The following is a 14,956-nucleotide window of genomic DNA, read 5'->3' as shown; positions in this document are numbered from 1 at the left end:
ATCACCTCGTAGTGGATTCCATATGCTTCGCCCTTAATTGGCCGCAAGCAGCCGCAATATCGTGGCCTTGCTCCCTGCGTATGGTAGCGTTGATATTGTTTTGCTCCAAAATACGTTGAAATTGAAAGATTTCATCCCGCGACGTTCTAACATATTTGCGCTCCGGGACATGATTGACCGGAATTAAGTTGACATGACAAAGCAAGTCTTTAAGCACATCAGCCAGCTCCTGAGCGTGCTCAGGCTGGTCATTTACACCGCCAATCAAAGCATATTCGAACGTAATCCGGCGGCCCGTCTTGGCAATATAATAGCGGCAAGCCTCCATTACATCTTCAAACGGAAATCTGCGGTTGACCGGCATCAGCTTTGAGCGAAGCTTGTCATTCGGCGCATGTATGGAAAGCGCCAAGTTTATTTGCGTATTTTCATCTGCGAATTTGTACATGCTAGGCACAATTCCGCTCGTCGATACGGTAATGTGGCGCTGTCCGATATGAAGCCCTTTCTCATGAATCATAATGCGTAGGAAATTCATAGTCGCATCATAATTTTCAAATGGTTCTCCGGAGCCCATAATCACGATGCTAGATACTCGTTCATCTGTCGCATCCAGTATTTGCTGGGCAGTTACAACCTGTGCCACAATCTCGCCTGCTGTCAGATTGCGCTTGAGCCCGCCCAAGGTGGAGGCGCAAAACGTACAACCAATGCGGCAGCCGACCTGTGTTGTTACGCAGATGCTGTTGCCGTAGCTGTGCCGCATAATAACCGTTTCGATCGCATGGGCATCATGCAGCCCAAACAAAAACTTGACCGTACCGTCTTTGGATTCAAACCGTGTAATTTCCTGCAGCGTAACGAACTGGAAGTGCTCTGTAAGCTTTTCACGCAGCTGCTTGGACAAATTCGTCATTTGTTCAAAGCTTGTTACCCGCTTCACATAGATCCAGTCAAAAAGCTGGTCAGCCCGAAAGGAAGCCTCTCCATTGTTGGCCATCCATTCCTGCAGCTGCTCTAACGTATAATCATAAATAAATGGTTTCATTTTATCACAACCTGTACACCAATATATGTTTCTCACGGCAAGCAGCTATACGTTTTTAACGCCTATTCTGACTTGCCATCGTTTTATTTTAACATAAGCGGCATTGTTCAGCTACATTTGTCCTTTGCCGCCACTTATCCAGTCCACTTAATCGCATCTGACCATACGCGCTATAAAGAAGCCGTCGCTGCCAAAATGCTGCGGCAGCAGCTGCAGCATACCATTGAATGTGCTGTCAATAATGCCTGCCTCGCGCAAGCGGCTCAGCGTATCCTCCGGCCAGGCTGCATCCAGCTTGAAGTGAGGATGCTCTGCCAGGAAATGCTGAACCTGCTGCTCATTCTCTGCAGCCTCGATCGTGCAGGTGCTATAAACAAGTACGCCTCCGCTCCGAACAAGTTGCGCTGCGACCGGCAATAGCTTCTTCTGAAGGGCGGCAATCTCTGCAATATCCCCCTCCGTTTTAGTCCATTTGATCTCAGGCTTCCTGCGAATAACGCCAAAACCTGAGCATGGCGCATCCAGCAGCACGACGTCCATTGACTTCTCTTCGAAGCGCTCGCCAAGCAGCAGCGCGTCAGAGGTGATCGCCTCTACATTGCGCAGCTTAAGCCGTTCGCTTTGGGCTGTAATCAAAGCGCGCTTATGGGCATGCAAATCATTGGCCCACACCTTGCCTTTGCCTTCCATCAGCTCAGCCAGATGAGTGCTTTTTCCTCCTGGCGCCGCGCAGCAATCCAGCACCTTCATGCCTGCCTGCGGCGAAGCGGCTTCCGCGACGAGCATAGAGCTCTCATCCTGAAGCGACCATTTGCCTTCAACAAAATCTTGGCGCTCGGCCAAATGGCCCCCGCCCTTTACGACAATGCCCATGCGGGCTGCCGGCGACGGAATAGCTTCAAGGTCATCTTTCTGAAGCTGCAAAAGCACCTGCTCGCGCGTTGCCGCAAGCGGATTAACGCGAATGCTGGCATGCGGCTGCTCATTGCCTGACCTGCATATTGCAGTTGCGGCATCTTCGCCATAACTTGCCAGCCAGCGCTGAACCAGCCACTGCGGGTAAGAATATTGGAGTGCTATCCGTTCAACAGCGGTATCAGCCTTTATATGCTCAATGCGCAAACGGTCTCGATTGCGATCGGCATTGCGCAGCACGCCATTCACCATGCTGGCAATGCCTGCATGTCCGCGGCGCCGTGCGATCGAAACAGCTTCATTAACCGCTGCATGAGCAGGAATACGGTCGAGAAACAGCAGCTGATACAAGCTTAAGCGCAGCAGCTGGTGCACCCAAGGCTCGAGCTTCCTAAGCCCCTTGGCAACAAACTGCGCCAGCCAGTAATCCAAAGTCAGCTGCCGCTGCAAAGTACCATATACTAGCTCTGTCGCGAGCGCAGCATCGGCACGGGACAGGCTTGATTCCTGCAGAGCGCGGTTGAGCTGAAGATTGCTGTATGCGCCGCCCTCCGCGACTTTAACCAGCGTATCAAGGGCAACATCGCGCGAGGTCGCAGATTTGCGGGACGGAGCGCGGCCACCGGCGCGGCGCCCCGTCATTGCTCGGCTCCCTGCTGGAACGCTGCTCCAGTCTCAATTCTTGCGCCCTGCAGCCACTGCGCAGCGCTCATTACTTTTTTCCCTGCCGGCTGAACTTCATTAACAACAAGCACTCCCGCACCCGTCTGCACATGCAGCCCCGCGCCGTCAATCGCAATGATCGTTCCGGCAGCATTACCTGTTTGGCCGTCTCTGGCGCTGCATGTCCATATTTTAAATACTTCACCGTTCAAATAAGTAAACGCTCCTGCCATAGGCGACAAGCCGCGTACTTGGTTAAATATAGCCCTGGCCGGATTATTCCAATCAATTCTCTCGTCCTCGCGCGTTAAATTCGGAGCATATGTCGCTTCCTCATCATTTTGCGGGACAGCCTGCACCGAGCCGTCTGCAATGCTTGGCAACGTTTCGCCAAGAAGCTGCGCACCAGCTTTGCTCAGCTTGTCAAAAATAGTACCTGACGTATCCCCATCCGTAATCGGTACGGATACTTTGCTAATCATGTCACCGGTATCCAAGCCTTCGGCCATATACATAATGGTAACGCCTGTTTCCGACTCGCCATTAATAATGGAGCGCTGAATAGGCGCGCCGCCGCGATATTTGGGCAGCAGGGAGCCGTGCACATTAATGCAGCCGTACTGCGGCATGTCCAATACAGCCTTAGGCAAAATTTGCCCGTAAGCCGCCGTTACAATTAAATCAGGCTTATACTGCGCCAGCTGCTCGACAGCCTCGCGGCTGCGCATGCGTTCAGGCTGCAGCACCGGAAGGCCCAGCGACAACGCCGCTTCCTTTACAGGGGGCGGCGTCAACGTCTTTTTTCTGCCTTTTGGACGATCCGGCTGTGATACAACCGCAACGACTTCATACGATTGCTCAACAAGCAGCTTTAAAGAAGGAACAGCAAATTCCGGCGTACCCATAAAAACAATACGCATTAAGACTCGCCGCCTTTTCTAGCTAATTCGGATATGTCATATACATTAAGCGCAATATCAGTAAACAGGATCCCGTTCAAATGGTCGATTTCGTGTTGAAACGCGCGTGCAAAAAAACCGGAAGCCTCAATCGTGATCGGCTCGCCATCACTATTTTGTCCCGCTACGACAATACGGTCAGCTCTTTTTACTTCGCCATTCAAATTCGGTATGCTCAAGCAGCCTTCCGGCCCAACCTGCTCGCCAGACTGCTCGACAATAACAGGATTAACCATCTCAACAAGGCCATTCTCGTCTCGCACATCTACTACGATGACCCGCTTGGAAATGCCGACCTGCGGCGCGGCAAGGCCAACGCCCTCAGCGTCATACATCGTTTCCGCCATATCCTTCAGTAGCTTTTTCAAATTCGGATTAAATTTCGTAACTTCCTTCGCAACCTCGCGCAGGACAGGATCTGGTTCCTTCACTATTAATCGTATACTCATCATTCTTCATCCTTTTCGTAGACATAGGCTATCTATATTATATTTATTCAAAAGCATTCATTCGTGACTACAGTATAACTTGCGGATCTACATCAATACTATAATGAATTTGCTTCTGCGCAGAGCGCTCCGCATATTGCGCGAGCGTCTGCTCAATAATCGAGGCGGCATTAACGCTCCCTCGATATTTTAGCACACATTGGAAGCGGTAGCGATCTTTCATTTTGGCAATGGGCGATGCGACCGGCCCTAATATTTCCAGCGCTCTTGGCAATCCGCTGTCCAGCGGCACGAGCACGCCAAGATGCGCAGCCAGACCGCGCAGATCGTCGACAAACTGTGCGCTGGCAGCTGACAGCAGCGGCAGCTGATCATGCGACATCGTCACGACGATCAGTCTGCAGTAAGGGGGATACCCCAGCATGCTGCGATGCTGCAGCTCGCGCTGTACAAACGAATTAAAGTCATGCTGTGATGCGCAAGTAATCGCGTAGTGCTCAGGTGTGTAGGTCTGCACGACGACCTCTCCCGGCAAATGATGGCGGCCTGCCCGTCCGGCAACCTGGGTTAACAATTGAAACGTCCGCTCTGCGGCGCGAAAATCGGGCAAATGCAAGGAAGTGTCGGCGGCTATAACGCCGACAAGCGTCACATAAGGAAAATCGAGCCCCTTGGCAACCATCTGCGTGCCTAGCAAAACATCTGCCTCGCGATTTTCAAACCTTTTCAACAGCCGTTCATGTGCATTTTTTTCGGTCGTTGTATCCACGTCCATACGTATCACTCTAATACCGGGATAAAGCCGGGCCAGCTCTTCTTCCACCTTCTGCGTGCCTGTGCCAAAAAAGCGGATATGCTCGCTTTGGCAGGAGGGGCACACTTTAGGCGTATGTTCAGCATAACCGCAATAATGGCATCTCATAACCTGTGATTTTTGATGATAAGTGAGCGCGATGTCGCAGTGCGGACATCCCGCAGTATAGCCGCAGGAACGGCACATGACAAAGGTGGAGTAACCGCGCCGGTTAAGCAGCAGCACGGTCTGTTCCTTTCTTTCAAGCCTTTGCAGCAGCCCTTCATGCAGCTTGCGGCTGAACATGGAGCGATTGCCAGCCAGCAGCTCCTCCCGCATATCGACTACATTAACCTGCGGCATCGGCCGATGGCCGACACGATTAGGCATCTCCAGCAAAGACGACCGGCGCGGGCCTGTCTCTGAGCTAGTCCTTCTGGCGGCAGCCGCATAGGTTTCCATCGCAGGTGTAGCCGATCCCAGCACTACGGTAGCGCCATGCTGCTTGGCGCGATATACCGCAACATCTCTGGCGTGATATTTAGGACTTTCCTCCTGCTTGTAGGAAGATTCATGCTCCTCGTCGATAATAATTAAACCAAGCTGCTCGAATGGAGCAAATATGGCAGAGCGTGCGCCGATCGCTACCCGAACCTGCCTGCTTCTAATTTTGCGCCACTCATCATAGCGCTCACCGCTTGACAGCCGGCTGTGCAGCACCGCGACCTCATCCCCGAATCTGCCTTTAAATCTTTCCACCATTTGTGGCGTAAGAGATATTTCGGGCACGAGAACGATCGCTTGCTGATGCCGCTCCAGGCAATACTGAATCGCCTGCAAATACACCTCCGTTTTGCCGCTTCCTGTAATGCCGTGCAGCAGGAAGGTTTGCGGCTCCTTGTCCCCGATAGCAGCTGCAATCTCGCTATACACCTTTTGCTGCTCGTCAGTAAGCGGCTTTGGCTCCGTCGCTTCAAAATGACGCTTGGCATAGGGATCCCGCTGCTGCTCGGTCTCTTCTATAACGATCAGCCCTTTATCCGCCAGCGCGCGAACCGCCGAGGCCGATATCCCTTGCTCCTTGGCCAGATAAGCAAGTGAAACAGGCTCCTCCGCTTCATATATGTAAGTCAGAGCTGCAGCCTGCTTGCCTGCATTTTTCGGAAGCTTAAGCAAGCTTTCTTCAAGTCCAACAGCTCTGGCAGCTTCGGACAAGCAGGCCGTCAATATCGTTTTAATTGAAAGCTTATCTTTTATCGTCGGATGCAGCGAAAGCGCACCCGTTTTGAGCAATTCCTTAATCCGCTTGCTATCTTCCGGAAATCGCGCTGTCAGCTGATCGAGCAGCACATAAGGTCCATGCTTCTCGATCCATGCCGCCGCTTCCCCGAACAGTGTCTGCTGCACTTCCTCCAGCTGTCCAATTGCAACATAGCGCTCCTCTTTTCCCTTTAGCGCGACGGGAATCATCGCTTGCAGCGCTTGCGTCCAAGAGCAGCAATACTTGTCGCTGAGCCATTTGGAAAGCTCAATTAAATCCGGCAGCAAGGGCGGTACAGGATCAAGCAGTTCGGACACAGGCTTCAGCCTGGACTGCTCAATAGACGTATCGCCGGCCAGGCCAATGACGAAGCCCTGCAAAACTCTGCCCCCAAAGGGGACCCCTACCCGACTGCCAACCTCGATCCATTGCTCCATCTCAGAGGGCACTAAATAATCAAAAGGCCGATCCGTCTGGCGGCTCGGCACATCTACAATTACTTTTGCAATCATTCGATCGTCCCCCGCTTTGCGGTGTAACGGTCGTATATGATATCCATTAGCCTGCCCGCGACTTCGCGCTTTGACATTAACGGCAAATATTGAACCAGTCCTTCTTCTGCAAATACTTGCACAATATTTGTGTCGCCGTTAAAGCCGGCTCCTGCAGCGCTCACATCATTCGCCACAATAAGATCGCAGCCTTTGCGCCTTAACTTATCCATCGCATATTGCTCCAGCTGCTCCGTTTCGGCAGCGAAGCCTACAAGGAACTGCTGTTTTTTCTTTTCGCCAAGCAGCTTCAATATATCCGTCGTTCGTTCAAGCTCAAGCACGAGCCGGTCGCTGCTCTTTTTAATTTTTTGCTCGCTTTTAACAACCGGTCTATAATCGGCAACTGCTGCTGCCTTTATAACGATATCAGCCGTCTCAAACCTTGCCAGCACCTCATCCTGCATTTGCTGCGCGGATTCGATAGACACAAGCGTTATCCCTTCCGGCATTTTCGCCGTTACGCGTCCAGCCACAACCGTCACGTCAGCTCCCATTTTTTGAGCAGCCTCCGCAATGGCAAACCCCATCTTGCCGGAAGAATCATTCGTCAAATAACGCACGGGATCAAGACGCTCCATTGTGCCGCCTGCTGTAATAAGCAGCTTCTTGCCAGCAAGCTTATTGCTGCGTTCAAACCACTGTATGACAGACTCAACAATCTGTTCAGGCTCAGCCAGCCGTCCCTTGGCTACATAGCCGCAAGCCAGCTGCCCTGTGCCGGGCTCAATAAACATAGCCCCTCTCGCAGCCAGCTTCTCCATATTGCTTATGACAGCCGGATTTTCATACATATGAACATTCATTGCCGGCGCAATAACAATCGGACAGGATGCAGCCAGCAGCGTCGTACTAAGCATATCATCCCCGAAGCCTCCGGCCATCTTGGCAATAATATTTGCGGTAGCAGGCGCAACAATAATGAGATCAGCCTGGTCTGCCAAGTGAATATGTGTAACAACCTCGGGATTGCGTTCATCAAAGGTGTCTATATGAACAGCGTTGCGCGACAATGTTTGCAGTGTGAGCGGCGTAATAAATTTAGCGGCGGACTCCGTCATTATGACATGAACATTGGCGCCGGCTTGAACGAGCTTGCTGCAAAGCACGGCGCCTTTATATGCGGCAATACCGCCTGTAATGCCCAATAAAATCGTCTTCCCTTGAATCGTGCTGCCTGGTAAATTCATTTCTGAGTCTCCTGTCTGTTCATGCTACTTCGTACGTTCTATTACCAATCCTTGCGAAGCTTTGCGTTTGTTATTTGCGTCAAATGATGCATAACATGCCATGCCGAAAAGCCTAAAAAATAAGAAAGGCGAATTTGGCTGCCCCGCTCCGGGTGATAAAATTGCTTTGCAAAATCAGTAGTTTGCATGGAGCGCAGCAGCTGCACCCAGCGCACATATATACCTTCAACCATAAGAAGACTTGGAGATATAGAAGCATTGGCACCATCAATCAAGTTAGCCCAGGAGTCGGGGTTGAACGGCTTGATCGTAGGGTTGTTTTCTGTCAGAGCCAGCTTGAATCTAGTAAAGCCATTCATTGAAGCATCAGCCAGATGATGTACAAGCTGCCTGATTGTCCAGCCGCCTGTTCGATAAGGGGTATCCAGCTGTTTATCGTTAAGGCCGGCTACAGCATCCTTCAAAAGCTTTGGAAACTGCTCCAGATCATTAATCCACTGCTCGCGCTGCTGCGACGACATCCCTTCAAAAGCGAACTTTCCAATCGGATAGCGTAAATCTTCCATTATTATCTCCTCCTCATATTTAAGTTGAATGCGTTTGTTTTGGCACTGCTTATATTCAAAGAGGAATAACAAAAACAAGAGTGTGCATCAGATGCCTATAATTATGCTATTCAAGCAGCTCCCGTTTCATTATTCTTCGAAAACCAAATTAAACCGCTGCTCCGGCTGTCCTCTATGCCTTCTCTTTAACAAGAATAATGGCCAAGCCTGCTAAATAGCCCTTAAAATTTAAAAAGGAGCGCTCACTGTCGCCAGTTGCACTCCACATCCTGTTCCATGCTGCCTTACTAATCCTTGGAGGCAAGCGTTTCTACTTGTATATAATCGCCATAAATTTCTTCCAAGGCTACGCCTACAAATTTATGCGAGCGCGGATCCCCTAGATCCGACTTCTCGCCATTGCGCAGCATTCTGGCGCGTCTTGACGCGGCTACGACAAGCGTATACTTGCTATCTACTTTTTTAACCATTTCATCTATTGACGGATAAAGCATGAAATATCCCCCTCACTTAGTCTTTCTGAGTTACGGCCTGCATCTCAGCTCTTGTGCCCAGCTGTTTGGCCGTGCGGCAATGCTCGGCAATAATAATGCTGCGAATGCGATCGCAGGCTGCGTCGATTTCATCATTCACCACAGCATAGTCGTAATGACTGAGCAATTCCATCTCTTGAGTCGCTACGTTCATGCGCGTATTAATTGTATCTTGAGATTCCGTTCCACGTCCAGTAATTCTTTGCTTAAGCTCTTCCATCGAAGGCGGCAGCAGGAAAACAAAGACGGCACTCGGAAACTTCTCTTTTACCTTCAGTGCGCCTTGAACCTCAATTTCCAATATAACATCTTTACCGCTGGCGAGCGTTTGCTCTACAAAATCACGCGGAGTACCGTAGTAGTTGCCCACATACTCAGCGTACTCAAGCAAGGCCTCCTGCTTGATCATTTGCTCAAACTGCTCTCTTGTTTTAAAAAAATAGTTGACTCCGTCTACCTCACCTTGTCTTGGTGCCCTTGTCGTTGCCGATACCGAGTAGACGATTTCCGGCATACGCTTGCGCAATGCAGCGCAAACTGTTCCTTTGCCTACGCCAGCCGGTCCGGACAAAACAATTAACAATCCCATCTGCACAATACTCCCTGTACTATTCGTCGTTATCGTCATCCTTGGTGGAAAGACGATGTGCCACTGTTTCAGGCTGAACTGCTGATAAAATGACATGGTCGCTGTCTGTAATAATAACAGCTCTTGTTCGTCGCCCATAGGTAGCATCTATCAGCATCTGCCGATCTCGAGCTTCTTGAATAATCCGTTTTATCGGAGCCGATTCTGGACTAACAATAGAAATAATTCGATTCGCTGATACGATATTGCCGAATCCGATATTAATAAGTTTAATAGCCAAGCCAGATCCTCCCTCCGCTTACGGTCCCTCAACGCGCTTAACCTATTTTCGTAACTTATGAGTTAAAAATAACAGTATGACTGATGCATTTGCTATGCATGAAATCCCATACTCATCTCATTGCAACATTTGCGTAATTGCTATTGCACTATTGTTGACGAAAATTAGTAGAGGCATACGTTTTATGCCCTTCATGAACTTATGCCTTATTTTAATTGATTTTTCTAATATGAACAAGCCATATTATGAAAACATTTCATCACACAAAAACAATCGCCGCATAAATCGTTTATTCCATTATAGTTTACGTGCCTTATTAAAAGTACAAACAAAAACAACAATCTATAAACAAAGATAGGGTGCTTAAGCTTATAAACTATATTTTAACTAAAACAGCACCGACTCCTTACGGAATCAGTGCTGTTTTAGTTAAATTAGGTGAGGCCAGATATTTAAGCCGTTCTAGTTGCTGCCGGCCATTGCTTTTTATGCTTCGGCTTCGATTTGCCCAGTACGCTGCCAATGCCCATAAAGAAGGTCGGGATTCCAGCCGCTACTATGACCAGACACCATTCTCTGAAGCCGAGCGGCACTGTTTTGAATATCGGCTGCAGCGCTTCAATGTACACTACACCTACTAACAGCAGGATAGAAGACAGAACTGCAAGCACGAGGTACTTATTTTGGAAAGGGTTGCGGTGGAAGATGGAGCGCGAGCTGCGGCAATCAAATACATGAATGAGCTGCGCCATAACCAATGTCGCAAAAGCGACCGTCTGCGCTTCCTTTAGCGAATCAGCATCGCCGGCGCCTTGAATGAGCGTCAGCCAGAAGGCGCCTAGCGTACATAGACCGATCAGCACGCCGCGGCTAATAATTTTCCATCCCAAGCGCCTTGCAAAAATATTTTCCTTGGCGCCGCGCGGCTTCTGCTGCATTAAATCCTTCTCCGCCTGATCTACACCCAGCGCCATGGCAGGCAAGCCGTCCGTTACAAGATTGACCCATAAAATCTGAATAGGTACAAGCGGCAGCGGCAAGCCTGCCATCATAGCAAAAAACATAACTAAAATTTCTCCGACGTTGGAGGCAAGCAAATATCGAATAAATTTGCGAATATTTTCATAGATCCCTCTGCCCTCTTCAATCGCCGAAACAATCGTCGCAAAATTATCATCGCTCAGCACCAAAGAAGCTGCTTCCTTGGTGACATCCGTACCGGTAATGCCCATCGCTATGCCGATATCGGAAGCTTTAATTGCCGGCGCGTCATTGACGCCATCCCCGGTCATCGCCACTACATGGCCTTTACGCTGCAAGGATTTGACGATTCTAAGCTTATGCTCAGGTGAAACTCGCGCATATACATACACATCATTGACGATCCGATCCAGCTCCTCATCTGAAATTGCCTCTAGCTGCTTGCCGCTCATCGCCGAGCCGCCGCGCTTCATAATGCCAAGCTGACCAGCAATCGCTTCAGCTGTAAGCTGATGATCTCCTGTAATCATTACCGTCTTGATTCCAGCTCTGCTGCAGGTTGCAATCGCATCCTTTACCTCGCGGCGAGGAGGATCAATCATGCCGGTAAGCCCTACAAACACAAGTCCTTTTTCCGCGGACTGCTCCGAATCGCAATTCTCATCCTTGCGCAGCTCGCGATAGGCCATGCCCAGCACGCGCAGGGCGGAATGCGCCATTTGCTCGCCGGCTTCTATGCATTTGCGCTTCAGTGTACCTGTAAGCGGAACGACCTTGCCTTCCCACAGCACATAGCTGCAATACTCGAGCAAAATGTCAGGAGCGCCCTTGGAGCATACAAGCTTGCCGCCCTGATGAGAAATGACGACCGACATGCGCTTTCGCTCAGAATCAAATGGAAACTCTTGCTCGCGCTTGTACAGCTTCTCAAGCGTTTTTCCGGAGGAGCCAAGCTTCGCGCTTAGTACGGCCAACGCGCCTTCCGTAGGATCGCCTTTAAGGATCCAATCCTCCTGCTCCGCATTTTTATTGCGTTTATCATTATTTTTTACAAGCTGCGCATTGTTGCAAAGAGCGCTGATTTGCAATAATCGTTTAATGGAAGAATCATGACGGTAATCAACCTGCTTGCCGCCTTCGTAAAGCTCGCCAACAGGCTCATAGCCTTCACCGCTTACTTCATATTGCCTGCCGCCGATCCACATATGCGTGACCGTCATTTTGTTTTGAGTAAGCGTTCCGGTTTTATCAGAGCATATAACCGAAGCACAGCCAAGCGTTTCTACAGAAGGAAGCTTGCGCACGATCGCCCTTCGCTTGATCATTCTTTGCACACCCAATGCAAGTGCGATCGTAACGATAGCAGGCAATCCCTCCGGTATTGCTGCTACCGCCAAGCTTACCCCGGCAAGGAACATATTATAAGCCGGCTGGCCGTGCATAATTCCTGCAACAACAACCATTATGGTTAAAGCAACTGCAACGATAATCAAGAGCTTGCCAAGCTGCTCAAGCCGGTGCTGCAGCGGGGTGTCCATTTCCTTCGTTTGCTGGATCATTCCGGCTATTTTCCCCATTTCAGTCGCCATGCCAGTTCGGATAACAACTCCTTTTGCGGTTCCTCTTGTTACCATCGTGCTCATAAAGCCCATATTTTTTTGATCGCCCAGAGGCAGCTCTGCTTCTTGTATAACGGACTGATGCTTGCCGACAGGCACGGATTCACCCGTGAGTGCAGATTCCTCTATGTAACAGCTGTTCGTCTCAATAAAACGAATATCAGCCGGCACCCTGTCTCCGCTTTCCAAGCAAACGACATCACCAACTACCAGCTCCTTGGCCGGAATCGATACTATTTCTCCTCCGCGCAGCACGCGCGCCGTAGGCGCAGACAATTCTTTCAATGCCCGCAAGGAACGCTCTGCACGAAACTCCTGGATAAAACCTAACACTGCATTTAGAACCAAAATCGCTACAATCGTAATCGCATCGAGATATTCGCCCAGAAAAGCGGCAATCAGCGTTGCTCCAAGCAAAATAAGCACCATAATATCTTTAAACTGACTTAAAAAGATAATGATTGGCGATGCCTTTTTCCCTTCTGTAAGCTCATTACGACCATCTCGCTCCAATCTCTTTGCCGCATCAGCAGGCTGCAGCCCCTGCTCAGGAGAGCATTCCAGCGTATTCGTCAGCTTGTCTATCCCCATCTGATGCCATTTCATTTGTTCCATCGTATGACTCCCTCCCGTAATTTGCCGATCCTGTGGACAGCCATCTAGTGCAATATATTCGGACAGACTGTAAAATATCACATTGCCGCTTAAGTTTTTGCTTTAAATATGGCATGATAGAGGAAGACTGCTTGAAGAAAAGAGGAATACCTATGGCACTAGACGGCATTGTTACATCCGCAATCGCGAAAGAGCTTGCAAAATATGCAGGCGCTCGAATTTATAAAATTTATCAGCCTTCCCCGCATGATCTTGTATTTACGATTAGAGGCGCAGGCGGGCAGGTTAAGCTGCTGCTTTCAGCAAATCCAACCTATCCGCGCATTCATTTTACAAATAAAACGTACGTCAATCCGCTGGAAGCGCCGATGTTTTGCATGCTGCTAAGAAAGCATTGTGAAGGCGGAGTCATCGAAGCGGTGACGCAGGTAGGACGCGAGCGCGTGCTGCACATCGATATTAAACACCGCGATGAGCTTGGGGATATGTCAGCCAAACGTCTCATCGTAGAAATAATGGGCAGACACAGCAATATTATATTGACCGACGCGGCGACCGGCATTATTCATGACGGCATTCATCACGTCACTCCCGCTATAAGCAGCCATCGTATTATTTTACCTGGCAGCAGCTACATAGCCCCTCCTGAGCAGGGCAAGCTTGATCCGTTCTCCATCACCAGCAAAGAGCAATTTGATCAGCTGTGGAATGATGCGAGCGAAGAAAATGCAGAATCGCCTGCCGCAGCTGAGCCATACAAAAAGCTTGTTCAATTGTACAGCGGCATCAGCCCGCTTCTTGCAAAAGAAATTATATATCGCAGCGCCGGACAAGTTTCCCCTTGGGACAGCTTCTACTCCGTCATGCAGCAAGCAGCGGCGGGCAGCTATGAGCCGACTATCGTTATTGAGGATGGAACCGATAAATCTTATTTTTCTATTATTTCGCTTACTCATGTACAAGGAGCCAGCACGACCTATGGAACAATCAGCGAGTGTTTGGAGCAGTTTTATGGCGACAGGGCAGAGCGTGACACAGTCAAACAGCGCGCTGCTGATCTGATCCGCTTTGTAATGAACGAACGCGCCAAAAACGAAACTAAAATCAATAAATTTAAGGAATCGCTTGAAGAAGCAAAGGATGCCGAAAAATATCGTATTCAAGGAGAGCTTCTAACCGCCTATATGCACGAAATCAAGCGCGGCGATACATCAATTTCACTGCTTAATTTTTATGATGAGAACCAAGAGGAAATAACGATACCGCTTGACCCGGGGCTGGCTCCATCTGAAAATGCCCAGCGCTATTTCCGCAAATATACGAAATTTAAAAACAGCCTCGCTTATGTACATGAGCAAATGAACATAGCAAGCACAGAAATTACCTATTTCGAAGCGCTTCTGCAGCAGCTGGACAGCGCCTCGATCGCTGATATTGAGGAAATTCGCGAGGAACTTGTTGCGGAAGGCTATATGAGAGAACGCGCCAAACGCGGGCCTAAAAAGAAAAAATCGGCTAAGCCGACCCTGCAGTGTTATACTTCCTCGGAGGGTATATCCATTTATGTGGGGAAAAACAATACGCAAAATGAATATTTGACGAACCGGCTTGCTGCAATTCATGATACATGGCTGCATACGAAAGATATTCCCGGCTCGCATGTCGTCATACGCGAAACAAATTACGGCGATGCGACGCTTGAAGAAGCAGCGATGCTTGCCGCCCATTTCAGTCAGGCAAAAGGCTCCAGCCTAGTTCCGGTCGATTACACAAAGATTAGACATGTGCGCAAGCCTAATGGAGCAAAACCGGGCTTCGTCATTTATGACAACCAAAAAACGATCTTTATTACACCCGACGAAGAGCGTATTAAAGCGTTAAAGGTAGAAACGAAATAAACTGTGAAATTCATTTCCGACGTTTTAACCGAACCTATCGTTCCCA

The 14,956-nt window shown here is 49.5% G+C and carries 12 protein-coding genes; 1 reads left to right on the top strand and 11 read right to left on the bottom strand.

Annotation, left to right across the window (positions count from 1 at the left end; all coding sequences use genetic code 11):
- Position 1: 1 nt before the first annotated feature.
- From rlmN to V1L65_RS26580, 11 genes are all read right to left on the bottom strand, one after another.
- Positions 2-1,048, bottom strand: coding sequence for a 23S rRNA (adenine(2503)-C(2))-methyltransferase RlmN (gene rlmN / locus V1L65_RS26630; protein ID WP_331702340.1), 1,047 nt, complete (start codon positions 1,046-1,048; stop codon positions 2-4).
- Positions 1,049-1,195: 147 nt separating this feature from the next.
- A complete protein-coding gene (gene rsmB / locus V1L65_RS26625) occupies positions 1,196-2,605 on the bottom strand; it encodes a 16S rRNA (cytosine(967)-C(5))-methyltransferase RsmB (protein ID WP_331702339.1) in 1,410 nt (469 codons plus the stop codon).
- On the bottom strand, positions 2,602-3,546 hold the full coding sequence (gene fmt, locus V1L65_RS26620) for a methionyl-tRNA formyltransferase (RefSeq protein WP_331702338.1): 945 nt from the start codon (positions 3,544-3,546) through the stop codon (positions 2,602-2,604). The genes rsmB and fmt overlap by 4 nt, the downstream gene beginning before the upstream one ends.
- Positions 3,546-4,034: a peptide deformylase gene (gene def, locus V1L65_RS26615; RefSeq protein ID WP_331702364.1), complete on the bottom strand. Its 489-nt coding sequence runs from the start codon at positions 4,032-4,034 to the stop codon at positions 3,546-3,548. Before def ends, fmt begins: the two co-directional genes overlap by 1 nt.
- A 67-nt stretch (positions 4,035-4,101) precedes the next feature.
- Entirely contained in the window at positions 4,102-6,600 is a 2,499-nt protein-coding gene (priA, locus tag V1L65_RS26610) for a primosomal protein N' (RefSeq protein WP_331702337.1), read from the bottom strand.
- Positions 6,597-7,829 (bottom strand): bifunctional phosphopantothenoylcysteine decarboxylase/phosphopantothenate--cysteine ligase CoaBC, encoded by a 1,233-nt coding sequence (gene coaBC, locus V1L65_RS26605; RefSeq protein WP_331702336.1) that lies wholly within the window; start codon positions 7,827-7,829, stop codon positions 6,597-6,599. The genes priA and coaBC overlap by 4 nt, the downstream gene beginning before the upstream one ends.
- A gap of 41 nt (positions 7,830-7,870) precedes the next feature.
- Positions 7,871-8,395 carry a YfiT family bacillithiol transferase gene (locus V1L65_RS26600; protein WP_331702335.1) on the bottom strand — a complete coding sequence of 175 codons (525 nt, stop codon included), beginning with the start codon at positions 8,393-8,395 and terminating at the stop codon, positions 7,871-7,873.
- 287 nt (positions 8,396-8,682) lie between these two features.
- A complete protein-coding gene (rpoZ, locus tag V1L65_RS26595) occupies positions 8,683-8,889 on the bottom strand; it encodes a DNA-directed RNA polymerase subunit omega (protein WP_331702334.1) in 207 nt (68 codons plus the stop codon).
- Between the two features lie 16 nt (positions 8,890-8,905).
- Positions 8,906-9,523, bottom strand: a complete 618-nt coding sequence (gmk, locus tag V1L65_RS26590; RefSeq protein ID WP_331702363.1) for a guanylate kinase — start codon at positions 9,521-9,523, stop codon at positions 8,906-8,908.
- A 13-nt stretch (positions 9,524-9,536) separates the two neighbouring features.
- The gene (remA, locus tag V1L65_RS26585; protein ID WP_331702333.1) at positions 9,537-9,797 is read right to left on the bottom strand and encodes an extracellular matrix/biofilm regulator RemA; all 261 of its coding nucleotides are present in this window, start codon (positions 9,795-9,797) and stop codon (positions 9,537-9,539) included.
- A gap of 452 nt (positions 9,798-10,249) precedes the next feature.
- On the bottom strand, positions 10,250-13,012 hold the full coding sequence (locus tag V1L65_RS26580) for a calcium-translocating P-type ATPase, SERCA-type (protein WP_331702332.1): 2,763 nt from the start codon (positions 13,010-13,012) through the stop codon (positions 10,250-10,252).
- Between the two features lie 152 nt (positions 13,013-13,164).
- On the opposite strand from V1L65_RS26580, the gene V1L65_RS26575 reads away from it, so the two are divergent.
- Complete coding sequence (locus V1L65_RS26575; protein ID WP_331702362.1) at positions 13,165-14,910, top strand: Rqc2 family fibronectin-binding protein; 1,746 nt, start codon at positions 13,165-13,167, stop codon at positions 14,908-14,910.
- Positions 14,911-14,956 lie beyond the last annotated feature (46 nt).

Source organism: Paenibacillus sp. IITD108 (assembly GCF_036541265.1).
Classification (GTDB): Bacteria; Bacillota; Bacilli; order Paenibacillales; family Paenibacillaceae; genus Pristimantibacillus.
The sequence above is the reverse complement of the archived record's forward strand: the minus strand, read 5'-3'. Positions and strand labels throughout refer to the sequence as shown.